The organism is Nitratireductor sp. ZSWI3 (genome assembly GCF_024655565.1).
Taxonomy (GTDB): domain Bacteria; phylum Pseudomonadota; class Alphaproteobacteria; order Rhizobiales; family Rhizobiaceae; genus Nitratireductor.
On the sequence record NZ_JANKOF010000075.1, the window covers coordinates 1 to 23,424 of the forward strand.

At 65.4% G+C, this 23,424-nt stretch carries 22 protein-coding genes; 12 read left to right on the forward strand and 10 right to left on the reverse strand.

What is annotated here, in order from left to right; translation table 11 throughout:
* Positions 1–288 precede the first annotated feature (288 nt).
* Positions 289–2,337 carry an elongation factor G gene (locus NUU27_RS18845; RefSeq protein WP_257763696.1) on the forward strand — a complete coding sequence of 683 codons (2,049 nt, stop codon included), beginning with the start codon at positions 289–291 and terminating at the stop codon, positions 2,335–2,337.
* A 99-nt stretch (positions 2,338–2,436) separates the two neighbouring features.
* Positions 2,437–3,420, forward strand: coding sequence for a protein-methionine-sulfoxide reductase catalytic subunit MsrP (gene msrP, locus NUU27_RS18850; protein ID WP_257763697.1), 984 nt, complete (start codon positions 2,437–2,439; stop codon positions 3,418–3,420).
* A gap of 242 nt (positions 3,421–3,662) precedes the next feature.
* Here the strand turns inward: msrP and NUU27_RS18855 are convergent, their stop codons facing one another.
* Both NUU27_RS18855 and trxB read right to left on the reverse strand, forming a co-directional pair.
* Positions 3,663–4,553 (reverse strand): LysR family transcriptional regulator, encoded by an 891-nt coding sequence (locus NUU27_RS18855; protein WP_257763698.1) that lies wholly within the window; start codon positions 4,551–4,553, stop codon positions 3,663–3,665.
* Positions 4,554–4,626: 73 nt separating this feature from the next.
* Positions 4,627–5,601 (reverse strand): thioredoxin-disulfide reductase, encoded by a 975-nt coding sequence (trxB, locus tag NUU27_RS18860; RefSeq protein ID WP_257763699.1) that lies wholly within the window; start codon positions 5,599–5,601, stop codon positions 4,627–4,629.
* A 376-nt stretch (positions 5,602–5,977) separates the two neighbouring features.
* Here trxB and NUU27_RS18865 point away from each other — a divergent pair, with 376 nt between their 5' ends.
* Positions 5,978–6,454, forward strand: coding sequence for an Lrp/AsnC family transcriptional regulator (locus NUU27_RS18865; protein WP_257763701.1), 477 nt, complete (start codon positions 5,978–5,980; stop codon positions 6,452–6,454).
* A 37-nt stretch (positions 6,455–6,491) separates the two neighbouring features.
* Here the strand turns inward: NUU27_RS18865 and NUU27_RS18870 are convergent, their stop codons facing one another.
* The 4 genes from NUU27_RS18870 to greA all read right to left on the reverse strand — a co-directional run bounded on the left by NUU27_RS18870 (position 6,492) and on the right by greA (position 10,488).
* Entirely contained in the window at positions 6,492–7,919 is a 1,428-nt protein-coding gene (locus tag NUU27_RS18870) for a glycosyltransferase (protein ID WP_257763702.1), read from the reverse strand.
* Positions 7,920–7,985: 66 nt separating this feature from the next.
* Complete coding sequence (locus tag NUU27_RS18875) at positions 7,986–8,918, reverse strand: glycosyltransferase family 4 protein (RefSeq protein ID WP_257763703.1); 933 nt, start codon at positions 8,916–8,918, stop codon at positions 7,986–7,988.
* On the reverse strand, positions 8,915–10,000 hold the full coding sequence (locus NUU27_RS18880) for a glycosyltransferase family 4 protein (RefSeq protein WP_257763704.1): 1,086 nt from the start codon (positions 9,998–10,000) through the stop codon (positions 8,915–8,917). The genes NUU27_RS18875 and NUU27_RS18880 overlap by 4 nt, the downstream gene beginning before the upstream one ends.
* 14 nt (positions 10,001–10,014) lie before the next feature.
* Positions 10,015–10,488, reverse strand: a complete 474-nt coding sequence (gene greA / locus NUU27_RS18885) for a transcription elongation factor GreA (protein ID WP_257763705.1) — start codon at positions 10,486–10,488, stop codon at positions 10,015–10,017.
* Between the two features lie 286 nt (positions 10,489–10,774).
* Here greA and NUU27_RS18890 point away from each other — a divergent pair, with 286 nt between their 5' ends.
* The 7 genes from NUU27_RS18890 to NUU27_RS18920 all read left to right on the forward strand — a co-directional run bounded on the left by NUU27_RS18890 (position 10,775) and on the right by NUU27_RS18920 (position 17,289).
* Positions 10,775–11,902 (forward strand): PQQ-dependent sugar dehydrogenase, encoded by a 1,128-nt coding sequence (locus NUU27_RS18890; RefSeq protein WP_257763706.1) that lies wholly within the window; start codon positions 10,775–10,777, stop codon positions 11,900–11,902.
* A 112-nt stretch (positions 11,903–12,014) separates the two neighbouring features.
* Positions 12,015–12,902 carry a DMT family transporter gene (locus NUU27_RS18895; protein WP_257763707.1) on the forward strand — a complete coding sequence of 296 codons (888 nt, stop codon included), beginning with the start codon at positions 12,015–12,017 and terminating at the stop codon, positions 12,900–12,902.
* Between the two features lie 72 nt (positions 12,903–12,974).
* Positions 12,975–13,400, forward strand: coding sequence for a DUF3775 domain-containing protein (locus NUU27_RS18900; RefSeq protein ID WP_257763708.1), 426 nt, complete (start codon positions 12,975–12,977; stop codon positions 13,398–13,400).
* A gap of 58 nt (positions 13,401–13,458) precedes the next feature.
* Entirely contained in the window at positions 13,459–14,265 is an 807-nt protein-coding gene (locus NUU27_RS18905; RefSeq protein ID WP_257763709.1) for an extensin family protein, read from the forward strand.
* 171 nt (positions 14,266–14,436) lie between these two features.
* Positions 14,437–15,405: an extensin family protein gene (locus NUU27_RS18910; RefSeq protein ID WP_374567567.1), complete on the forward strand. Its 969-nt coding sequence runs from the start codon at positions 14,437–14,439 to the stop codon at positions 15,403–15,405.
* A gap of 45 nt (positions 15,406–15,450) precedes the next feature.
* On the forward strand, positions 15,451–16,752 hold the full coding sequence (locus NUU27_RS18915; protein ID WP_257763710.1) for a hemolysin family protein: 1,302 nt from the start codon (positions 15,451–15,453) through the stop codon (positions 16,750–16,752).
* 150 nt (positions 16,753–16,902) lie between these two features.
* Positions 16,903–17,289: a winged helix-turn-helix transcriptional regulator gene (locus NUU27_RS18920; RefSeq protein ID WP_374567571.1), complete on the forward strand. Its 387-nt coding sequence runs from the start codon at positions 16,903–16,905 to the stop codon at positions 17,287–17,289.
* Positions 17,290–17,295: 6 nt separating this feature from the next.
* Here the strand turns inward: NUU27_RS18920 and NUU27_RS18925 are convergent, their stop codons facing one another.
* Positions 17,296–17,685, reverse strand: a complete 390-nt coding sequence (locus NUU27_RS18925; RefSeq protein ID WP_257763711.1) for an acyl-CoA thioesterase — start codon at positions 17,683–17,685, stop codon at positions 17,296–17,298.
* A gap of 182 nt (positions 17,686–17,867) precedes the next feature.
* Between NUU27_RS18925 and NUU27_RS18930 the strand changes: the two genes are divergently transcribed.
* Positions 17,868–18,956, forward strand: a complete 1,089-nt coding sequence (locus tag NUU27_RS18930) for a Zn-dependent alcohol dehydrogenase (RefSeq protein WP_257763712.1) — start codon at positions 17,868–17,870, stop codon at positions 18,954–18,956.
* A 10-nt stretch (positions 18,957–18,966) separates the two neighbouring features.
* On the forward strand, positions 18,967–20,181 hold the full coding sequence (locus NUU27_RS18935) for a mandelate racemase/muconate lactonizing enzyme family protein (RefSeq protein ID WP_257763713.1): 1,215 nt from the start codon (positions 18,967–18,969) through the stop codon (positions 20,179–20,181).
* A gap of 148 nt (positions 20,182–20,329) precedes the next feature.
* Here NUU27_RS18935 and NUU27_RS18940 read toward each other — a convergent pair whose 3' ends face one another.
* From NUU27_RS18940 to NUU27_RS18950, 3 genes are read right to left on the reverse strand one after another with little or no spacing between them, the layout of a single operon-like run.
* Complete coding sequence (locus NUU27_RS18940) at positions 20,330–21,232, reverse strand: NAD(P)-dependent oxidoreductase (protein ID WP_257763714.1); 903 nt, start codon at positions 21,230–21,232, stop codon at positions 20,330–20,332.
* A complete protein-coding gene (locus tag NUU27_RS18945) occupies positions 21,229–22,038 on the reverse strand; it encodes a glycosyltransferase (RefSeq protein ID WP_257763715.1) in 810 nt (269 codons plus the stop codon). The genes NUU27_RS18940 and NUU27_RS18945 overlap by 4 nt, the downstream gene beginning before the upstream one ends.
* Before the next feature lie 13 nt (positions 22,039–22,051).
* The gene (locus NUU27_RS18950) at positions 22,052–23,272 is read right to left on the reverse strand and encodes an NAD-dependent epimerase/dehydratase family protein (protein ID WP_257763716.1); all 1,221 of its coding nucleotides are present in this window, start codon (positions 23,270–23,272) and stop codon (positions 22,052–22,054) included.
* Positions 23,273–23,424: the final 152 nt, after the last annotated feature.

Genomic DNA, 23,424 nt, shown 5'->3' on the forward strand with positions numbered 1-23,424 from the left:
CCCGCCTTCCGGGCGGGCGGCAGCCATCGGCGTTCAGCCGCTTTTTGAGGGAACCGCCAAGGCAACCTTCGCGTCGGTTTCCTGGCTCTTCGCCCGACGCCTCTTGCCCAAAAACCCAAGCCATGTGACGATGTTTCGGGGAAGCCGGCGCATCGGCACCACAGTGCCTGTATCGGCCTCTGTAGAGGCTGGATTTGGCCTTGGGCCATCCGCACCGCGCCGAAACCGCGCGACGGCCGCTTGGGCCGGCCGCCGCTCATGGAAACGCGTGAGAGGAGGCCGCCAGTTATGGGAAAACGTTCGGGAGTGAGAAGCAGCGGACCAAAATGCATTGCCATTGTCGGTCCGTTCGCCAGCGGCAAGACGACGCTGCTGGAAGCCGTGCTGGAGCGCACCGGCTCGATCCACAAGCAGGCGAAGACGGGATCGGGCGGAACGGTCGGCGATCACTCGGCCGAAGCCCAGGCGCACCAGATGAGCGTCGAGGCGACCATCGCCACCACCTCCTTCCTGGACGAGAGCTTCACCTTCGTCGATTGCCCCGGATCGGTGGAATTCGCCAGTGAAACGGATCCCGTCCTGGCCGCGGCCGATCTGGCCGTGGTGGTGATGGAGCCGGACGACAAGAAGATCGCCGCGCTGCAACTCATCCTGCACAAGCTCGATGCGCTGGGCATTCCGCGCATGATCTTCCTCAACAAGATCGAGAACGCCACCATCGGCGTGCGCGACATGCTGAAGATGCTTCAGCCGACCAGCGCCTCGCCCCTTTTGCTGCGCCAGATCCCCCTGCGCAAGGACGGCATCGTGATGGGTTCGATCGATCTGGCCCTCGAACGCGCCTATATCTACCGAGAGCATGCCACCAGCGAGATCGCGCCCATCTCCAACGACGACAAGGCGCGCGAGGTGGAGGCCCGCTTCTCCATGCTGGAAACGCTCGCCGACCACGACGACGCGCTGATGGAACAGCTTCTCGAGGAGATCGAGCCGCCGCGCGACGCGATCTTCGACGATCTTGCCGCCGATCTGCACGAGGGGACGGTGACGCCCGTCCTGATCGGCTCGGCGGAAAGGGGCAACGGCATCCTGCGGCTCCTGAAGGCGATCCGGCACGACGCTCCCGACGTGGCGACCACCCGCACGAGGCTTGGCCTCGAGGATGGCAGCGACTGCGTCGCCCAGGTCATAAAGACCATCCACACACCGCATGGCGGCAAGCTTTCCATCGCGCGCCTCCTGACGGGATCGGTGACCGACGGGCTCGAGTTGCGCTCGGCCGACAACACCGCCAAGGTTTCCGGCATCTACGACATGCTTGGCCGCGAGCAGATCAAGCGTTCCTCGGCAGCGACCGGCGAAACCGTCGCGCTCGGCAAGCTCGACGGCGTCCGCACGGGCGACACGCTGACCAGCGGCAAGACTGCCCTCGCCCCCCTCGCCGCGCTGCAGCCTCCCCAGCCCGTCTACGCCCTGGCGCTCAGATCCCGCGAGCGCAAGGACGAGGCAAAGCTCTCCGTGGCTCTGCAAAAGCTGATGGAGGAGGACCCGTCCCTGGCTCTCGATCAGCGGCAGGAGACCGGCGAAACCGTCGTCTCCGGCCATGGCGAGATGCATCTGCGGGTGGCGCGCGAACGGCTTGAAGGCAAATATCAGATCTCCGTCGAGGCGGCACCGCCGTCGATCCCCTATCGCGAGACGATCCGCAAGGGCACGACCCAGCGCGGACGGCACAAGAAGCAGTCGGGCGGGCATGGGCAGTTCGGCGATGTGGTGCTGGACATCCGCCCCTTGCCGCGCGGCAGCGGCTTCGAGTTCACCGACACGATCACCGGCGGTGTGGTGCCGAAGCAATATATCCCGTCGGTCGAGGCCGGCGTGCGCGAGTATCTGAAGAGCGGCCCCCTGGGCTTTCCGGTGGTCGACCTCGCGGTGAACCTCTCCGAGGGCTCCTATCACACGGTCGATTCTTCCGACATGGCCTTCCAGCTCGCGGGCCGGCTCGCCATGAAGGAAGGATTGGTCAGTTGCAGCCCCGTCCTGCTTGAACCCGTTCTGAAGGTCGAGATCTTCACGCCCTCGGACGCGACGGCTCGGATAACGGCCATCGTCTCGCAAAGACGCGGGCAGATCCTCGGCTTCGATGCCAGGCCAGGCTGGGGCGGCTGGGATGTCGTGGAAGCGATGATGCCCGAGGCGGAAACGGGCAACCTGATCATCGAGCTGCGTTCGGCCACCGCCGGGGTCGCCAGCTACCGGGCGCGTTTCGACCACATGGCCGAGCTGACCGGGAGGCTGGCCGACGAGGCGATGAACGGGCATGGCAAGGCTGCCTGAGGCGATCGGAACGGGATTGTGAAGGGCCGTGATTTTGCACGGACGCCGCTTGATCGTACCACTGCCTATGGCCAATCAGCGTTCAAGCGGAGGAAATCCATGCCCGCAATCCATCGCCGCCCCCGTTGGGCGATCAGCGAAAACCAGGCGACGCCGGAAACGGTCTTCGAGAACCGGCGCGCCATCCTCAAGGGCCTCGGTCTTGGAGCAGGCGCGCTGGCCGGCATCCCGCTGCTCCCCTCATACGCCACAGCCGAGGCAGCTCGCGATGCGGCGGCCCTGACGGCCGACCTCTACCCGGCCGAGCGCAACGAGCGCTATGAGGTCGACCGCGAGCTGACGCCCGAAGACATCAGCGGCACCTACAACAATTTCTACGAATTCGGCTCGCACAAGCAGATCGCCCGCGCCGCGCAGTCGCTCGTCACGCATCCCTGGGACATTGAGATCGACGGCATGGTCGAGGCGCCGATGCGCATCGCCTTCGAGGATCTCGTCAGGCGGGTCAGCCTGGAAGAACGGCTCTACCGCCATCGCTGCGTCGAGGCCTGGTCGATGACGGTGCCGTGGACCGGCTTTCCCCTGTCCGCTCTGGTGGCGCTTGCCAAACCGTCCGCTTCAGCCAGGTACATCCGTTTCGAGACGTTCAATGAGCCCAAAATGGCGAGCGGCCAGAAGCAGGTCTGGTATCCGTGGCCCTATGTGGAGGGCGTGACGATGGAGGAAGCGGCGAACGACCTTGCCTTCATGGTGACGGGCGTCTACGGCAAGCCTCTGGCAAAGCAGTTCGGCGCGCCCGTGCGGCTCGCCCTGCCCTGGAAATACGGCTTCAAATCCATCAAGTCGATCCGCCGGGTGAGCTTCACGGACAAACGGCCGACGAGCTTTTGGGAACAGATCGCCGGAAACGAATACGGTTTCTGGGCAAATGTGAATCCCGAGGTGCCGCATCCGCGCTGGAGCCAGGCGGAGGAGCGGATTCTGCACACGGGCGAAAGCGTGCCGACGCAGCTTTACAACGGCTACGCCGAGGAGGTTGCGGGACTTTACGCCGATCTCACGGGAGAAACGCTCTTTCGATAGGGCAGCAGCCCGCCTGAACGCCAGGCAAAAAAAAGCCGGATCACGAAGACCCGGCTCAAGTCATTGGAAGTGCCATATAGGCGAAACCTCCAGAGGGGAACACTCGCGGGGGCAAATGGGAGGAGAACACCCCCGGGAGTGCTTCTCATATGGGCAATGCGCGCCTAAATAACAACCACATGTTTTTGCAACTCACCCATGCAAAAATGCATGACGATGCATATGTCGACAGAAAAACGCCGTCAAAAAGCCCAACTGCGTGACTTCGAAATCAGAAAATCCCGGAAAGCGTGGAGTTTTGCCTGGTTTTTCATGACATTCGGATAACAAAAATAGGTATCGAAAGACGGCACGGCTGTTTCCGGCATGAGCTGCACAAGGTCGTTGCTCTTGCCCACCATATAATCAGGGAGCATGGCGATGCCCGCGCCGCGCTGCACGGCGAGCTTGATCGACAGGATGTTGTTGATCTGCAGCGTCGCGATTCGCTTCGATCCCTCGGACCGTCCGGCCGTCTCCAGCCAGTTCATATCGCTCAGATGCGTCGGCACCGCCTCTCCGAACGTGACGATGCGATGGTTGTCGAGATCGGCAATCGAGGTCGGCTTCCCGTATCGGTTGACATAGGAGGGCGACGCATAGAGGTGGAAATGCACCGTGAAGAGCTTGCGCTGGATGAGATCCGGCTGCTGCGGCTGGCGCATGCGGATCGCGCAGTCGGCCTGCCGCATGGTCAGATCGAGTTCCTCGTTGTCGAGGATCAGCTGCAGCTGAATGTCCGGATAGAGTTCTACGAATTCGGGAACCCGTTCGGTCAGCCAGCCCGTCCCGAGGCCCACGGTGGTGGAGACCTTCAAGAGGCCCGAAGGCCGGTCCTTCGCTTCCGTCAGACGCACACGCACACTTTCGAGCTGCATCAGCACGTCATGCGCCGTGCGGTACAGCATCTCGCCCTGCTCCGTCAGCACCAGGCCGCGCGCATGGCGATGAAACAGCGGCACACCCACCTCCTGTTCCAGCGCGCTGACCTGCCGCGAGATGGCCGATTGCGACAGATGCAACGTCTCGGCGGCATGCGTGAACGAGCCAGCCTCGGCGGCGGCGTGAAAAACCCTGAGCTTGTCCCAGTCCAACGCCTCGTTCTCCTTTGTCAGGCGTGTGTACCGTCTGCGGGCGTGAACCGCCCCTATTCTTATCCGGTTCCCTTTATTCGGCGGCCTCTCTTTGCGTTTCGAGACCTGCCAGATATTTTTCCGCCTCAAGGGCGGCCATGCAACCGAGCCCGGCTGCCGTGACCGCCTGGCGATAGATGTCGTCGGCGACGTCGCCGGCGGCAAAGACGCCCGGCACATCCGTCTGCGTCGTGCCGGGGACCGTCCAGAGATAGCCGTTCGGCTTCTGCTTCAGCTTGCCTTGGAAAAGCTCGACCGCCGGTGCGTGGCCGATGGCCACGAAGACGCCGTCGACCGCCAGTTCGGACAAGGCGCCGGTCTTCACGTTCTTCACACGAACACCGCTCACGGAGGGCGGCATGGGATGCTTCGCCGGCTGCCCGGTGATCTCATCGACCACCGTGTCCCAAAGCACCTTCACATTGTCGCGCGCCATCAGGCGTTCCTGCAGGATCCGCTCGGAGCGGAACGCATCGCGCCGGTGGACGACGGTCACCGTCCTGGCCAGATTGGACAGATACAGCGCTTCCTCGACCGCCGTGTTGCCGCCGCCGATCACCGCGACGTCCTTGCCGCGATAGAAGAAGCCGTCGCAGGTGGCACAGGCCGACACGCCGAACCCCATGAAGGACTGTTCCGACGGCAGGCCCAGCCATTTGGCCTTCGCCCCGGTGGCGATGATCAAGGCGTCGCAGGTGTATTCGGTGCCGGAGTCGCCCTTCAGCCGGAACGGACGCGTTTCGATGTCAGCCTCGACGATCAGGTCGTTGGCGATTTCCGCGCCGACATTCTCGGCCTGGGCCCGCATCTGCTCCATCAGCCAGGGTCCCTGGATGGGATCGGCAAAACCCGGATAGTTCTCGACCTCGGTCGTGATCATCAACTGGCCGCCCTGCTCCAGCCCGGCGACGAGCAGCGGTCTCAGCATGGCCCGCGCCGCATAGATCGCCGCCGTGTATCCGGCCGGCCCCGAACCGATGATGAGAACGGGCGCGTGACGACGTGTCATGAGACTGGGTCCTTTCCTACTGGCCAGCGGCAACGGCGCCTGTGCGCGCACTGCCAAACAAATCTTTGTGCTCCTTGCGCCCGCAATAGAGGCGGCGCGCCACGAAGCTCCCGGACGGAGCCCTCATAAGCAACCGACCAGACAATACGGTGACATGATCTAAGTATTCACCACCCGCTTGTGCAAGGCGAGGAATGGGTTTCCAACAGCTACCGATTGCCGCTGGCAGCGATATCTCGCGTTTTTATCGTTTCAATCGCGGTGGATATAACAGTCCACCCTCAATCGCGTTGCTTGGCTTGTTCGTCCGCTTGGCCTAGTTTCGAGTTGCGCTGCGGAAGATTCTCGCGCGCCAGCAACAAGAATAGGGAAAGTCATGCCGCTCAAGGCCGATCTTGACGCAATCGACTGGAAAATCCTGCGCGAGCTCCAGGCCGATGGCAAGATGACCAATGTCGAACTCTCGCGGCGTGTCGGCATTTCGGCCCCTCCGTGCCTGCGTCGGGTCAAGAGGCTCGAAGACAGCGGCATCATCAAGGGCTACCGTGCCCTGCTCAATTCGCCGGCGCTCGGCTTCGACGTCGTGGCCTTCTGCCTCGTCGGCCTGCACTACCAGTCGGAGACGGAGCTCAAGACCTTCGCCGAACGCACCCGCGGCTGGCCGATCGTGCGCCGCGCCTGGATGGTTTCCGGCGATTCCGACTTCATGCTCCATTGCGTGGCGACCGATCTCACCACGTTCCAGACCTTCGTCATCGAGGAACTGACCTCGGCGCCCAATGTCGACACCGTGCGCACGGCGCTGACCATCCGACAGGTGAAGGACGAAGGGCTGGTCGCGATAGACAAGTGACGATCCGGCCGCGGCCGGATTTTTGGTGAACGCCGCGTCAGGCGATCTGCTGTTTTTGAACGCGCGCCGCGCCGAGCCCCTTGTCCGCGAGCAGGTTCAGGTAGGAGATTACACAGCCGGCGAAACCCGCCGGGGAGCCCCGGTCGTAGGTCTCCGCGACCCGGCTGCGCAATGCCTCGATCTTCTCCGGATGCTCGAACAGATCCTTCAGCGTGGTCGACCAGGCATCGAAATCGCCGGCCGGAAGCACCGGCATCAAATCCTGGGCGGCCTCCTTGAGCGAGGGCACGTCGGCATGCACCACGGGCAGGCCGCTCGCCAGACATTCCGACACGCCGAGCCCCCACCCCTCGGCGCTCGAAGGGAACAGGCCGAGGACGGCGTTCTGATACCCCCAGCGAAGCTGCTTGTCGCTGATGCCGGAAAGAATGTGCACGCGGCCGGCAAGCTCCGGCGCCTTGGCCAGCTCGGCTTCGACCAGCCCCGAGGCATTGCCGCGCCGGCCGATCAGCACCAGGTCGGGGAGCCGTGCGATATCCATGTTCCGCGCCAGCCACGCCCATACGGCGACCAGCAGGTGATGGTTCTTGCGGATGTCGAAGGTCGAGCAGAAGACCGAGAATGGGCGGCCTTCGAGCCCCGGTATGGGCTCGTTGTCGCGCTGCGTGGAGACCAGCGCCGAGCCGAGCGGGCAGACCTTGATCTCGAACGGATAGGCCGCACCGACATCGTCGCGATTCCACATGATCAGATCGTCGCGCGTCGATCGGGAGACGGCGATGATCGGTTCGGGAGCCTTCAGGATGCGGCGCAGGAAGGTGTCCATGCCGGCGCTGAAGCGCTTCGAGACCAGCTCGGGCTGGAGGACGGGGATCAGATCATGCACGATGTTGACGCCGTGCAGTCCAGCCTGATCCAGCCCGTCGGTGATCGACCGATTGCGGCTCACCTCGTGCGAGACGAGCACCACCGATCCCTCCGGCGCCCATCGTTGCGGCCTTCCGGAAATCCGGCGGGCGACGGCCGATGCGCCAAGCATCAACGATCTCAGCACCACGAACAGCCACTGGAAAAGGCGCAGGACCAGCTTGGCGACGGTGTAGAGCCCGCCGGAGCGGCGCCTGAAACCGGTCGCCGCATAGGCCAGGCGGCGGGCGGTCTCATTGTCCTGATGGGAGAACTGCACGTCGAGATAGGCGAATGCCCCCTTCAGGCGCTCGCCGCGCGCGGCCGTGTCAGCCGGCCATTTGCCGAGCACGATATAGGCGAGGAACGCCATTTCCCGCTGCGTCAGCCGCCGGTACCGCCGCGCAAGCACGTCGAAGATCACGAAGCCCGCCGTCGAGGTTTCGAAGGCCTGCCGGCAAACGGTGGTTTCGACCCGCTGGATCCCCGTCGGCGGCTGCGCCCCCCAACGGATCACCCCGGTGACGTCGACCCATGCTTTTGGTTCTATCTCGGACAACGGCTGTTCCACCCTCTTTCGCCTTGGAGGCGCCCCGCCAACACATGTTTTGCGGTAAAATCAAGATCACACAGGGGAAAAGATGCGCGCAATCGCCTCGTCAAAGGCCTTGCGCGATGCTTCATACGCCATCCTGGCCTTTTCTCCCAGCACACGGCGCTGCTCGTCGCTCATGGCGAGGGCCCGTTCGATCGCCTCTTCCAACGCGTCCGGGGCAAAGAAATAGTTGGTTCCAAGGTGACGAGGTTCGCTGCGGGCAAACGGCACCAGGATGCCCGTGGCGGCCGTCACCTGTTCATTCATGGGCGGCGCATCGGTGGTGATCGTCACGGCGCCACAGGACATCGCTTCAAGGATGTAGTGGCCCCACCCTTCGGACCGCGACGGGCAAAGGTGAATGCCGCAGGCGTTCTGCAGCTGCCGAAGGGCCGCATCGTCGGTGTATCCGGCCAGAAGCCGCACGTTGCCTGGGACGGTTTCGGGAGCGTTCCCTGCTTTCTGCACGAGCACGAGCTCCGGCCATTCGGGATGCTTGCCCCACAGGGCGAGAATGTCTTCCGTTCCCTTGAGCGTGCTGCCTCCGGCAAGGTGGAAGAAGCGCTTCCAATCCTTCTCGACGCCGGGTTGACGGCGATCGGGCGATGCAAAACCGCAATAGGCGGTGTTGACGCCGAGGCCGGAGAAGATCGCCTCGGCATGCCGTGTCTTGGCGAGCACGAGATCGATCCGCGCGAGCCTGTTCAGATGGCGGCGGGGAAAGCGCTCCTGGTTCGGCACCAGGATGTTGCGCGCCGCGCCGCCGATCCATGCCGGGAAGACCCGCTCCATGTGGATGGCGACATCGGCCCGCCGGCCGCCGAAAAACCTGTCGATCAGCCCGCGCCGCGGCACCGCCGTCGACACTGTCACGCCGCACGCTTCGAGCGCCGCCTTCAGGATGGCGCTGTCCTGCGTCAGCCCATAGGTGTTGTTGCGGGCGATGATGATCGCGCTGGTCATGGCCTGGCCCACACGCTCTCATAGACGGCCCGGACGCCTTCGGCCTCCGTGGCGAGGACGAAATGCTTGCGCACATGCTCCAGACCCGCCTGGCCGTGGCGCGCGGCCCGCTCCGGCTCCGCCAGATAGGCGCCGATCGATCGCCGCAGGGCGGCGCCGTCCCCGGCGGGCACCACCTGCCCCGTCTCGCCCGGCACCACCAGTTCGGCATAGGCCCCCGCATCGCTCGCCACGACCGCCGTCCGGGAGGCCATCGCCTCGAGCGGCGTCAGCCCGAATCCTTCGTTGCGCGACGGCGCCACGCAAAGCGTGATCCGGCGATACCAGGGCAGAACGTCGGCGACCTCGCCCAGGAAAAGGATCCTGTCGGAAAGGCCGGCGGCAGCAACCTTTCTGCGCAGCTCTTCGGCAAACGCCTTGTTGTCGGCCGTCACACGCCCCAGGACCACGGCGGTCCAGTCGGGGAATCCCGGCAGAAGGTCGATCATCGCTTCGATGAACAGATCGGTGCCCTTCTGATGCCGGATCCGGCCGAAGCAGCCGATGCCGTAGCGCCCAGGAAGACCGGACGCCGGCCAGGAATCGTCCGCTTCCGCCGGCGGATGAAAGCGCACCGTATCGATGCCGTGACGCACGACCTTATGCGGAACCTCGAGAAACGAACCGGAGCGGCCGCTGGTGGCGATCACCGCGTCCATGCGGCGGATCAGCCATTTCGTGTAGGCCGTATGGTGACGCTGCGCGGCCGAGGTGAAGACCAGCTTCAACGGCGCACGCAGCACGTCCCTCAGAAGCAGCCCGCCGAGCATCTCCGTGTTGCGGCGCGCGTGCCAGATGCGGAACGGCCGGTTGCGGGGCCGCGTGAGAAGCCCCGGTACCTGCCAAAGGCGCAGTTTCGGCAAATCGTCCGGCAGGCCCGGGCCGAGCGTCGCGATGCGCAGCGTGCGCGCCTGCTCCGGCACCAGCTGGATGATGGTGCTGGTGACGCCGGAGAGCCGTTTCTTGAAGTTGGGGGCGACCACCTCCACGTCCCTCACGGAGCGCGGCGCGTTGCCAGCGGTTCGACGCGCCTCGGAAGACATGGAGCGGGAAACCGTCAGCCGTAACGGACTTCGACGACCTCGTAGCCACGCGCACCGCCGGGAGCGTTGACCTCGATGGAATCGCCGACGGCCTTGCCGATCAGCGCCCGGGCGATCGGCGAGGAGATGGAGATGCGGCCCGACTTCACGTCGGCTTCCTGATCCCCGACGATCTGATAGGTCCTTTCCTCTTCCGTGTCCTCGTCGACGAGCATCACCGTGGCGCCGAACTTGATCGTGTCGCCGGAAAGCTTGCTGACGTCGATGACCTCGGCACGGGCGATCAGGTCTTCCAGTTCGCCGATGCGCCCTTCGTTCAGGCTCTGCGCTTCTTTGGCAGCGTGGTACTCGGCGTTTTCGGAAAGGTCGCCATGGGCGCGCGCCTCGGCGATCGCCTCGATGATGCGCGGCCGCTCTTCCTGCTGGCGCCAGCGCAACTCTTCCTTCAACGCCGCTGCTCCGGCAAGCGTCATCGGCACCTTGTTCATTTCACTTCACCTTCCGGACCTGAAGACAAGGCCAACCCGCTCGGCTGCGCTGCCGCGCATGAAGCGTCACCTTGTCGCCGCTGCAGACATAAAAAGAAACGGTCCGAAAGCTGATGCCCACGGAGCCGTTTCGTATGACCTGTTCAAATATAACAAGCCCGTGACAATTTTCACCAGAATTTTCTCGCTCCTGTCAAGCGGAGCGGCTTCGCCGGCGTCTCGTCCCGCCTTGTACCTAACAGCATGGAACCTATCTTCCTAACACATCGCATAGGGAGCATTCGGAATGAAACGTCTGGTTTTCGTCGCAGCCTTGACCCTCTCCCTTGCAGGTCCCGGATTGGCGGCCCAGACATTCAGGACCGAGGCGGGCAACGTCACTGCGGAAACGGTCGCACGCGGACTGGTCAACCCGTGGGGGCTAGCCTTCCTTCCCGACGGCAGCGCCCTCGTCACCGAGCGTGACGGGCGGTTGCGCCAGCTGACCGCAGACGGCATCTCCGACCCGATTCCCGGCGTTCCCGAGGTCGCGGCGGCCGGTCAGGGCGGCCTGCTCGACGTCGCGATCGCCGACGACTTCGCAGACACCGGTTTCGTGTTCCTGTCGTTTTCGCAGCCCGGAGAGGATGGATACGGCACCGCGATCGCCCGCGCCAGGCTCGTCCGCGACACCCAGGGAGCGCGGCTCGAAGACCTGACGACCATCTTCACGATGAACCGCAAGACGGGCACCACCCATCATTTCGGCTCGCGCATCGCCATGCATCCCGACGGAACGCTTTTCTTCACCATCGGCGATCGCGGCGAGGCCAATCGCGCCCAGGACCGCACGGACCATGCCGGCTCGGTGCTGCGCATCGACCAGGACGGCGAGGTGCCGGCCGACAATCCGTTCGTGGGAATGGAAGATGCCGCCCCGGAGATCTGGTCGAGCGGACATCGCAATCCCCAGGGCGCCTTCTACGATCCCGTGACCCGCTCGATCTGGACCGTCGAGCACGGAGCACGCGGCGGCGACGAGGTCAATTCGACCGAAGCCGGCAAGAACTACGGCTGGCCGATCATCTCCTACGGCCGCCACTACAGCGGCCTGAAGATCGGACAGGGCACCGAAGCGCCGGGCTATGAACAGCCGGAATATTACTGGGATCCCTCGATCGCACCGTCTGGCGCCGCCGTCTATGACGGCGCGATGTTTCCCGAATGGCGGGGCGACATCCTGGTCGCGGCGCTGAAATACCATCTGGTCTCCCGGCTCGACCGCGACGCCGATGGCAAGATCACCGGCGAGGAACGCCTCTTCGAAGGCGCCTTCGGGCGCATCCGCGACGTCAACGTCGCGCCCGATGGCTCGATCTGGCTCCTGACCGACGAGCACGACGGGGCCATCATCCGAATCGCGCGACCGGACTGAACCCACGCGCGGAGCCCGAATCTGGCACAATGACCGACGCATCTCCTCCCCTTGCGGACAGGCGCACGCATCCCTAAGAAGAGCGCACTTCCTCCAATCGGGCTTGCTCTTCATGTCGCGTATCCAGGCCAACCTCCTGCTGCTTCTCGCCGGCGCCATGTGGGGCATGGGCTTTGTCGCCCAGTCGACCGCCATGGAGGCGATCGGACCGTTTCTCTTCATCGGACTGCGCTTCGCCATCGCCTTCATCACCATGCTGCCCTTCGCGCTTTGGGAAAGCCGCGGCGCCGCCCCGCTCAGCCCGCGCGACAACCGCAACTTCATGGCCATCGGCCTGCTGCTCTTTGCCGGCATGGCGGCGCAGCAGATCGGGCTTCTGACGACCACCGTGACCAATTCCGGCTTCCTCACCGGCCTCTACGTGGTGATGGTGCCGTTCCTTTCGGTTCTGCTGTTCCGCAAATGGCCGCACCGGGTCGTCTGGCCGGGAGCCCTCTCGGCGCTGGCCGGCATCTGGCTCCTCTCCGGCGCGGGAAGCGTATCCTTCCGGCCCGGCGACTGGCTCACCATTCTGTGTGCGCTCTTCTGGGCCCTGCAGGTCATCATGATCGCCCGCAGCGCGGCCCACACCGGCCGTCCCGTGACCCTGGCCGTGACCCAGTTCGGCGTCACCGCCGCCATCGCCCTCGCCATCGCCTTCCTCAGCGAGCCGGTCGACATTCCGGCGATCCGCCTCGCCCTGCCGGAGATCCTTTATGCCGGCATCTTCTCGGGCGGCATCGCCTTCACCCTGCAGGTGATCGGCCAGCGCTACACGACGGCTCCGCAAGCCGCCATCTTCCTGTCGACCGAAGCGGTCTTCGCCGCCCTGTTCGGAGCAATCTTCCTCGGCGAGCGCCTGCCGCCGACCGGGCTTGCGGGATGTGTCCTGATCTTCGCCGCGATCCTTCTCGTCGAACTCGTGCCGGCGATGCGACCGCGGCAAAGCGCAACCTCCTGAAAACCCGGCAGAAGCCCTCTCCTTTTCGCCGCGTTCTGCGCTATCATGGTTGCAGTTCGCCGGAGGACAGTCGTGCAGAAGTCTATCGAACGTGAATGGGACCTGACCATCGACCCCGATACCGTCCGCATGCTGGCGGAGAAGGCCCGTGCGTTCAGCGCCGCGATCAACGAGGACTATGACGACGGCAAGGAACATGAGATCGAATTCGATGACGCGCAGGACCAGCACCAGCACGACGGGCTGGCCGAGGAAGAGACGGAAGACCTGACCGAAGAGGAGTTTCGCGAGCTGGTTTCCGATCTCAACGTGGACGAGGCGGCGGAACTGGTGGCCATCGCCTGGATCGGCCGCGGCGACTACGAGCCGGGCGAATGGGCGGATGCGGTGAACGACGCCCGGCAGTATGGCAACAAGCGCGTCGCCTCCTATCTCCTCGGGATGCCGATGCTGGGCAACTGGCTCGAAGGCGGACTGGACGCGATCGGCGCTGCCTGACGGCATGATGCAGCCGCCGTTATTTCCCCATAGGTCGGGTTTCGGCCACAAGGCCGTCATGCACCGCCCGCCTTCCGTCTCACGTCTCATCGCACTGGCGATCTTCACGGCCATCATCGCCGTTCCGTTCCTGCTGCTCTTCCTCGTTTTCGCGCGTGGCCATGCCAGCGAGTTGCCGGCGCGCGGCCCTGTCCCGGTGATGCGCGCCGAGATGGTCCGGCAACAGGAAATGTCCGTTCCGGTGCCCATTCCCTCGCCCCGCCCGAGGGTCGAGACGCAGGACGAGGCTACGCAACCTCCCGAAAGGAAGGCGGGCCTGCCGAAGGAGGAACGCGACTGCCGCGCCGCCCTGACGGCCCTCGGCATTGCCTTTACGGAGCAGGAGCCGGTTCAATCCGAAGAGGGCTGCGAGGTGTCCCACCCGATCCTGATCGGCGAGCTTTCGAGATCCGTCGCCCTCCAGCCGGAGGCGGTGGTCAACTGCACGACCGCATTGCAGCTCGCGCGCTTCTTCACCGAAACCGTGCCGACGCTCGCCCGCAAGCACCTCGGCCAATCCCTCAAATCCGTGCACCATGCATCGGCCTTCGTCTGCCGCCCCCGGCGCGGCACGCAAAAGCTTTCCGAACACGCCTTCGCCAACGCGCTCGACATCGCCTCCTTCACCCTGGCCGACGGCAGCGACCTTCCGGTCGAGGCGCCGGAAGACCCGAAAAACGGCGAGGCGCGGTTCCTCGACGCCTTCCGGGCCGCCGCCTGCGGCCCGTTCAAGACGGTGCTCGGCCCGGGAAGCGACGCCGACCACGGCGACCATTTCCATCTCGACATGAAGGCGCGGCGCAACGGCTACACCTTCTGCCAGTGAGCCCGCCGCATTCGCGCCACAGGTCTGAACGGCGCTGCTGACCTTTCCTTTACCCGATCGGTCTATCCTTCCACAGCGCCGTGCGTCCATCCGGACGCACAAGGACGCTGTAAGTGCTTGAATCTGCGCATCGGCCTCTCTGGCATGTCGTGGGTCGACGGGAGCGAATGGATGGCGGGAATGCTCAAGGCGAACAGCAGCGCGCCGGCGTGGCGTGGCAGGATGCGCGCGCCGTTCATCGCCGTTGCCCTTGTCGGCCTTTCCGCCTGTTCCGTCAGCGACGTGATGTCGCCGCGTCCCTCGATCGACGTGGGCGTCACCACCGCAGCCGTGCCTTTAGCGGTGATCGCGCCCCCGGCGCCGGTCCCGACGGTGGCGCCGTCACCCGAACCGGTGATGGCCGCCGCCCTGCCCGCAGCGCCTGCCATGCCCGAGCCCGCCGCGATTCCAGAGCCGACCCCGGCCCCGGCTTCGACCCCGGCCTCGGCGCCGCCCTCGGCGCGGGGCATGCAGGCTCTGGTGCCTTCCAATCCGATGATGGTTTCCTATCCGCGTTTCACGGTTCCGCGGGAGCCGGGCACAGGCGCCGCCATGCCCGCAGAGGAAGTTGCCTGCCGCCAGCGGCTGAAACGGCTCGGCGTCAAGTTCCGCGACCTTGCCCCGATCAACGACGGCGGTGCCTGCCGCGTCGACTGGCCGGTGCAGGTGAGCGGCCTGTCGGGCGGCATCGAGATGTCGCCGCCCGCCACCCTCAACTGCCAGATGGCCGAGACCTTCGCCCGCTGGACCAAGAACGAACTCGCACCCGCCGCCCGCACCCGCTATCTCTCCGGCATCGGCAGGATCCGTCAGGGATCGAGCTATTCCTGCCGCCGCATCGCCGGCACCAGCGTCGCCTCCGAGCATTCCAAGGGCAACGCGCTCGACGTGATGGCGGTGGAGCTGAAGAACGGCCGCGAGATCGACGTCAGGAAACCGGGCTTCTTCGCCTTCCGCCAGCGCGGCCTCTTGAACACCGTGCGCGCCGAAGGCTGCGACTACTTCACCACCGTTCTCGGCCCCGGCTACAATTACGACCATCGCGATCATTTCCATTTCGACCTCAAAGGGCGCCGCAACGGCCACCGCGCCTGCCGCTGAAAACGATGCATCGCACCACCGGCATTTGAATGCTAAACAGCGATCATGCTGCTGCTCGAAATCGCCATCCTCTTCGCCCTCATCCTCTTCAATGGCTTCATGGCCATGTCGGAACTCGCGGTCGTCTCGGCGAGGCCGGCCCGGCTGAAGGCACGCGCCGACCAGGGGCAGAAGGGAGCGCGCCGCGCCCTTGCATTGTCGGCCGACCCGGGCCGCTTCCTGTCGACCGTGCAGATCGGCATCACGCTCGTCGGCGTCCTGTCCGGCGCCTTCTCCGGCGCGACGCTTGGCACCCGCCTTTCCGACTGGCTGATCGCCGGCGGCGTGTCGCCGCGCATGGCCAATCCTCTTGGTGTCGGGCTCGTGGTAGCGCTGATCACCTACGTCTCGCTGATCATCGGCGAGCTCGTGCCCAAGCAGCTCGCTCTGAAGAACGCCGAGAACATTGCGATCAGAGTCGCGCCCTTCATGGGCCTCCTGTCGAAGATCGCCCTGCCGCTGGTCTGGCTGCTCGACATGTCGGGGCGCGCGGTGCTGGCGTTGCTCGGCCAGGGCGCCGAAACCAGCCAGCGCGTGACCGACGAGGAGATCCGCACGCTGATTGCCGAGGCGGAACGCTCCGGCACCATCGAATCCGACGAACGCCGCATGATCGCCGGCGTCATGCGGCTGGCCGACCGCAAAGCCCGCGCCATCATGACGCCGCGCGGCGAGGTGGACTGGCTGGATCTGTCGGCGGACGAGGACACGCTGGCGCGAACCCTGAAGGAAACGCGCCATTCGATGCTGCCGGCGGGCGACGGTTCGGTCGACGAGCTCGCGGGCGTCGTCAAGCTGCGCGACCTTCTGACGGCCGACCTTCAAGGCCAACCGCTCGATGTGCGGGCGCATGTGGTCCGGGCACCGATCGTGCACGACTTCGCCGACGCGCTCGACGTGCTCTCCGTGCTGCGCGAGGCCGAGATGCCGATGGCGCTGGTGCATGACGAGCACGGGCATTTCGAGGGCATAATCACGCCATCGGACATTCTCGAAGCGATCGCCGGCCTGTTCCGCGCCGACGCGGAGGAAGGCGAACTCGACGTCGTCCAGCGTGCCGACGGCTCGTGGCTTCTGCCGGGCTCCATGCCGGCCGACGAGATGGCCGATCATCTGGGCATCGCACTGCCTGCCCGCCGCAACTACACCACGCTGGCCGGCTTCCTGCTCGCCGAGTTCACGCATCTGCCCAGGACGGGCGAGAGCGTTGAAGCCCACGGCTGGCGTTTCGAAATCGTCGACCTCGACAACCGCCGCATCGACCAGGTGCTGGCCTCGAAGGTCGACAAGCAGGATGACGGCAACTGACATGAGCCGAACCGCGCGTGGTTGTATTCTGCAACCACGACCATATATCCGTTCCTCGATAACGGCTGCGGGCGATCAGCCCGGCAGCCGAACCGGTCCGCGCAGGCGCTTTTCATGGCTCCGTTCAGTCGCATTTAAGGAGGCGCCTCTTTGCAACCCGGTCATCCCGACGACACCGCCCGCAAGAGTGCTCACCCCGATGGCTGCGGACCGATCCACGAGATCCTGAGCCGCGTCGGCGACAAATGGTCCCTGCTGCTGATCCGGCATCTTGGCAGCGGAACGATGCGCTTCAACGAGCTGAAGCGGGCGATCGACGGCATTTCGCAAAAGATGCTGACGACGACGCTGCGCAACCTGGAGCGCGACGGCTTCATCACAAGGACCGCCTATCCGACGATTCCGCCGCGCGTCGACTACGCGCTGACGGAGCTGGGACGCGAGCTGCTGGTGCCGGTGAAGGTGTTCGCCGGCTGGGTTGCGGACAACCAGCACCGCATCGAAGCCGCTCGCGCCCGATACGATACCGAGAACTGAGCGGTCCTATTCGGCCGGCACCGGGCTCGGCTTGCCGGTGGCGTCGAGCGCCACCATGACGAAATCCGCATGCGTGACCATTTCCATGGTCGGCGAGAGGTAGCGCTGCGCCCAGGCCTCCACCTTCAGGCGGATGGAGGTGCGGCCGACGCCCTCGATCCGCGTGTAGATGCACAGCGTGTCGCCGACCTTCATCGGCTTGGCGAAGGACATTTCCTTGACCGCAGCGGTGACCACGCGCCCATGGGCCCGCTCGGCGGCACGGATGCCGCTGGCAAGGTCCATCTGCGCCATCACCCATCCGCCGAAGATGTCGCCGGCGGCGTTGGCGTCGCCCGGCATCGCCTGGGTGCGCAGCGTCAGGTCTCCGGCGGGCTTTGCGGATGGTTCGTTCATGGCGGTCGGTCCCCTCGATTGTGATGTTTTTGCGTAGCCCCCACCCGGCATGAGGTCAACAAGACGGAATGCAGGGCAAGGATGCAATTGACGCATGCTTGACGATGCGTGTCGGCTTTGCATTGCCCCGCGCACCGTTTTGCGGCTTAAATCGCCTTCCTGCCAAGATCAGCGAGGCCTCCATGCAGATCAAAGCCGCCCTGTGCCGCGAATTCGGCCAGCCCCTCAGCATCGAGACACTGGAACTGGCGGCGCCCGGCCATGGCGAGGTGCTGGTGGACGTGAAGGCCTGCGCCATCTGCCACTCGGACATCTCCTATGCCGACGGCGCCTGGGGCGGCGACCTGCCGGCCGTCTACGGCCACGAGGCGGCCGGGATCGTCGCCGGCACGGGACCGGGCGTCACCGCGGTGAAGCCGGGCGACCACGTGGTGGTGACGCTGATCCGCTCTTGCGGCCACTGCCACTACTGCGTGCGCCACAGCCTCGTCATGTGCGAGGAGGTGTTTCCGCTCGACCAGAAGGGCCCCCTCACCTTCACCGACGGCAGCCCCTGCGAACAGGGGCTCAGGACCGGCGCTTTCGCCGAGAAGGTGGTGGTGCACGAGAGCCAGATCGCGCCCGTCCCCGCCGACATGCCGTTCGACGTTGCCTCGCTGCTTGCCTGCGGGGTCATCACCGGCTACGGCGCAGTGGTCAACACGGCGAAGGTGGCGCCCGGCCAGGCGGTGGCCGTCATCGGGTGCGGTGGTGTCGGGCTGAACAGCATTCAAGGGGCGGCGCTGGCCGGGGCGAGCCCCGTCATCGCGCTCGACCTCAGCGAGGACAAGCTCGCCGCCGCGCGCAGCTTCGGCGCCACCCACGGTTTCAGCCCCGCCGATCCCGAGCACGCCAGGGAGATCAGGCGCCTGACCCAGGGCCGTGGTGTCGATTTCGTGTTCGTCACCGTCGGCGTCGAAGCGGCCCTTGCCAGCGCGCCGCGCTACATCACCAGGAACGGCGCGGTGGTCGTCGTCGGCATGCCGCCGAACGGCGTGCGCATCCCCTACGATCCCGGCAAGCTGGCGGCCTGGAACCAGAAGATCATCGGCTCCAAGATGGGCGAGGCGCGCATCGGCCACGACATCCCCATCCTCGTCGATCACTATCACAAGGGCCGGCTGAAGCTCGACGAGCTGATCACCGCGCGCTATCCGCTCGAAGGGATCAACGAGGCGATCGCCGCCGTCAAGGACGGGCGGGCGCTGCGCAACGTGATCGTCTTCGACTGACGGCCGCGCCATGAAGATCACCGACGTCAGGACCTTCGTCACCGGCAATCCGCCGCCGCAGGCGGGCGGACGCTATTTCATCTTCGTCAAGCTCGTCACGGATGGCGGTGTTGTGGGCTATGGCGAGGCCTATTCCGCCGCCTTCGGCCCGCATCTGACGGCAAAGCTGATCGAGGACGTGGCGGAGCGCTATCTGGTCGGCCACGACCCGCACGACATCGAGACCCTCTTCCGCCGCGCCTATTCCTCCGGCTTCAGCCAGCGGCCGGATCCGACGCTGATGGGCTGCGTCTCGGCGCTGGAAATGGCCTGCTGGGACATCATCGGCAAGGAGGCGGGCAAGCCGATCTACAAGCTCCTGGGCGGCATGGTGCACGAGCGGCTGCGCAGCTACACCTATCTCTACCCGGCGACCGGCAGCGTCGTGCCCGGCGAAACCGACGAGGCGCGCAACGTCTACAACGACCCCGGTCTGGCCGCGGAAGCCGCGCGCGCCTGCATCGCCGAAGGCTTCACCGCCGTCAAGTTCGACCCGGCCGGCCCCTACACGGCCTTCGGCGGCCGTCAGCCGCGGCTCGCCGACCTCGACCTTTCGGTGCGCATGGTGGCCGCGGTGCGCGAGGCGGTGGGCGGGACGGCCGACATCCTGTTCGGCACGCACGGACAGTTCACGCCGTCGGGCGCAAAACGCATGGCGCGGGCGCTCGAGCCTTACGATCCCCTGTGGTTCGAGGAGCCGGTGCCGCCCGACAATCCCGAAGCGATGGCGGAGGTGGCGCGGGCCACCTCCATCCCCATCGCCACGGGGGAGCGGCTGACGACGCGCTTCGATTTCGCGCGGCTGATCGAGCTCGGGGCGGCGGGCATATTGCAGCCCAATCTCGGTCGCTCCGGCGGCCTTCTGGAGACCAAGAAGATCGCCGCCATGGCCGAGGCACGTCACATCCAGATCGCGCCGCATTGCTATTGCGGGCCGATCGTGGCGGCCGCCAACATCCAGCTCGCCGTGACGCTGCCGAACTTCCTGATACTGGAATCGATACGCAGCTTCGACGGATTCCACGCCGAGCTTCTGAAGACGAAGATCGAGTGGCAGGACGGCCACGTCATTCCCTCGCGTGAGCCCGGCCTCGGCGTCGAGCTCGACGAGGCGGTCGCAGAAGCGCATCCCTATGAGGGAGACGACCTGCATCTGCAGATGGCGCAGGAGCCGATTCAGACGTGAGGGACGACCGGAAGTATCTGAGCGTTTTCATACGGTTAACATGACAGCATGACTCACCGTATCACAAACCTGAATCGATACGTCAGGATCCCCGATCAGTCCGTTACATTCGCATAAGCGAGCGCTGATGCCGCGAGGCGCCGAACGATCAAGCGCGCGCTGATAGCTCCATCACCGTTTGCTGAAGAAGCGCCGCGCCGCCCGGCCGCCAGCCGAGCGTCCGCAGCCGCCCGGTCTTCATCGCGTTGACCGCGGCGATGTCGGCGGCTTCCGGAAGCGGGTGCGCACAGCCGGTCTCCTGCGCCACGAGCGCCAGAAGATCGCGCCGGTCGAGCACGATGTCCGATACGTTGAAGACCCGTTTCGATACGGTATCGGCGGGCGCCTCGAGCATTAGCCGCACGGCGGCGGCAACGTCGGCTCCGTGCACCTCCGTCGCGGCGCGCGGGGCGACCGGGCGGCCGGCGAGATAATCTTCGAACAACCCCGCCCATTTGTGCCGCCGGCCGGGACCGGCCGGGCCGTAAACGCCGGTCACACGCAGGCTGGCGCCGGCAAAGGCCGGCCCGCACAGCGCCGCCAGCTCCTGCTCGGCGGCGAGCTTCACCGCGCCGTAGAGCGTGTCGGGACGGCAATCCTCGTCTTCGTCGAGCATTGCCCCGGGCGGCCGCGGACCGTAGACGGCGCGCGTCGACAGGAACACGGTGCGCGAGACGCCGGCGCTGCGCGCCGCCCGGAACAGGGCGAGGCTCCCGTCGAGATTGCGTCGGCGGAACCCGGCGGCGTCGTCCCCCTCCCCGCCGCGATAGCGCCCCGGCAGATGATCGAAAGCGGCGTGGACGAACACGTCCGCGCCCTCGAAGAGGGCCGCCGAGACGGCTGTCGGCTCCAGCGCCAGCGGCGTGAAGGGGACCGGCGCCGAGAAGAACCCGTCGGCGGGCGCATGGCGGCCGGCCACCGTCACCCGGTATCCCGCCGAAAGCAGCGCTTCCACGATGAACCGGCCCACGAGCCCCGTGCCGCCGGAAACGATGCCGTGCGGGGCGCTCATCCGGCCGGGTTGGGAAGTCGGTCGATGTCCGGCACGCCGGTGCCCGAATGGTAGGCGTGCCAGAGGTCGATCAGGGGTTTCAGCGCATCCGCCTTGGGATGATCCTTCTGCCACGGCTTCTCATACTGATAGTGCAGCACGAAGATCGATTTCCAGTCCCACAGCACCGGCAGGTTGAACCAGACATATTGCAGCATGTTGTAGAACACGGGCAGGCCGTGCCAGTCGGGAAAGAAGCTTTGCAGGAACGTCTGGTCCGTGCGCCGCCAGAAGGCGTCTGGTTCGTCGAGCCGGGCCAGCATCCTGGCGAAGGTCTCCTGCGAGGGTTTGGCCACGAAGACGCCCGAGTTCAGCCGGCGGAAATCGGCGAGGCTTTCATAGACATTGGGCGCGGCGGAAAATTCCGGATAGGAAAACAGCCGGTCGATGTTGCGCAGGACCAGCGCGTCCGCATCGATGAAGACCGTGGTCTCGTAGCCGGTGAGTTGCCACAGGCGCAGCTTCGCGAAATTGTCCAGCGGCGTGTGGAAGGCCGGCTTGTTGCCCTTGGTGAAGGGCGCGTCCGCATGCAGCCGCGTCCTCTGATGCCGCGCGTTGAAGGCTTCGGAGGTCGGCAGCAGCGCCGCCGGCACGAGACGGGCGCCGAGCTCGGCGAGCGGCACGAGCGCCGCCTCGGGCGCCCCGCCCGTGTGGAGGACGACGATATCGGCCTTAGTGCCGGTCAGCTTCAACGAGCGGACCAGCGCAAGCGCACCCATCGCGTAATCCGTATTGGTGACGAGGGTGACGTAGGCGTTTGCCGGCATTCCGCGGGGTCGCTCAGCCGACGCTCTTCAGCCGCTTTCCTTCCGGGTCGCGCTCGAGGGTCGGCGCGATGTCCTTGGTCCAGGCGGACACGGCAGGAATGCGGGTGCGGTCGACGCGGTAGGCGAACTTCTTCGCCACGTCGACCACCTCGGCCAGAAGGCCTTCCTCCAGCGTCGTCGGATTGAGGCCGAGCCCGAGGAACTTGTCGTTGCGCACCACGAGATCGTTTTCGGCGGCTTCCTTGCGCGGATTGGGCAGATAGGCGACCTTGGCGCCGCTCATGCGCGCCACCATCTCGGCAAGGTCGCGCACCCGATGCGTCTCCGTCATCTGGTTGAAGATCTCGACCCGGTCGCCGCGCTTGGGCGGATTTTTCAACGCGATCTCGATGCAGCGCACCGAATCCTGGATGTGGATGAAGGCGCGCGTCTGCCCGCCCGTGCCGTGCACGGTGAGCGGATAGCCGATCGCCGCCTGGATGAGGAAGCGGTTGAGCACCGTGCCGTAGTCGCCGTCGTAATCGAACCGGTTGATCAGCTGCGGGTGCAGCCTGGTCTCCTCGGTGTGCGTTCCCCACACGATGCCCTGGTGCAGATCGGTGATGCGCACGCCGTCGTTCTTTGCGTAGAACTGGAAGACAAGCTGATCCAGGCACTTGGTCATGTGGTAGATGGACCCGGGATTGCTCGGATAGAGGATCTCCTGCGTCGCCGTATCGCCCGACAGGGTCTCCACCCCCACCGGCAAATAGCCCTCCGGAATGGCCGCCCCGACCGACGAATAGCCGTAGACGCCCATCGTGCCGAGATGGACCAGATGCGCATCGAGGCCGATCTCCGTCATCGCGTTGAGGAGATTGTGCGTGGCATTGGTGTTGTTGCTGACCGTGTAGTTCTTGTGCCGGTCGCTCTTCATCGAATAGGGCGCGGCGCGCTGCTCGGCGAAGTGCACGATGGCATCCGGCCTGTTCTCGGCGAGCCACGCCTTCAGAACGTCGTAGTCACGCGCCAGGTCGATGAGATGGAAGCTGATGCGCCGACCGGTTTCCTGGTGCCAGATGCGGGTGCGCTCCTGGATCGAATCCATCGGCGTCAGCGACTGCACGCCGAGCTCCGTGTCGATCCAGCGGCGGGACAGATTGTCCAGGATGTGGACTTCATGCCCGCGCGCCGAAAGGTGCAGGGAGGTGGGCCAGCCGACGAAACCATCTCCGCCAAGAACCGCAATCTTCATGGATATCTGCCTCCGGTGAGTTCTCGATGCCGCTTCAGAAAAGCCGATCGATTCTGTTCTGGAAAGACCCCTTAGCAGAGATTTGTGACAGTTTGTTCCGAAACATATGGCTCCATGAACAGCGTCCCCGCGCGTTCTTCTGGACGCGCGGG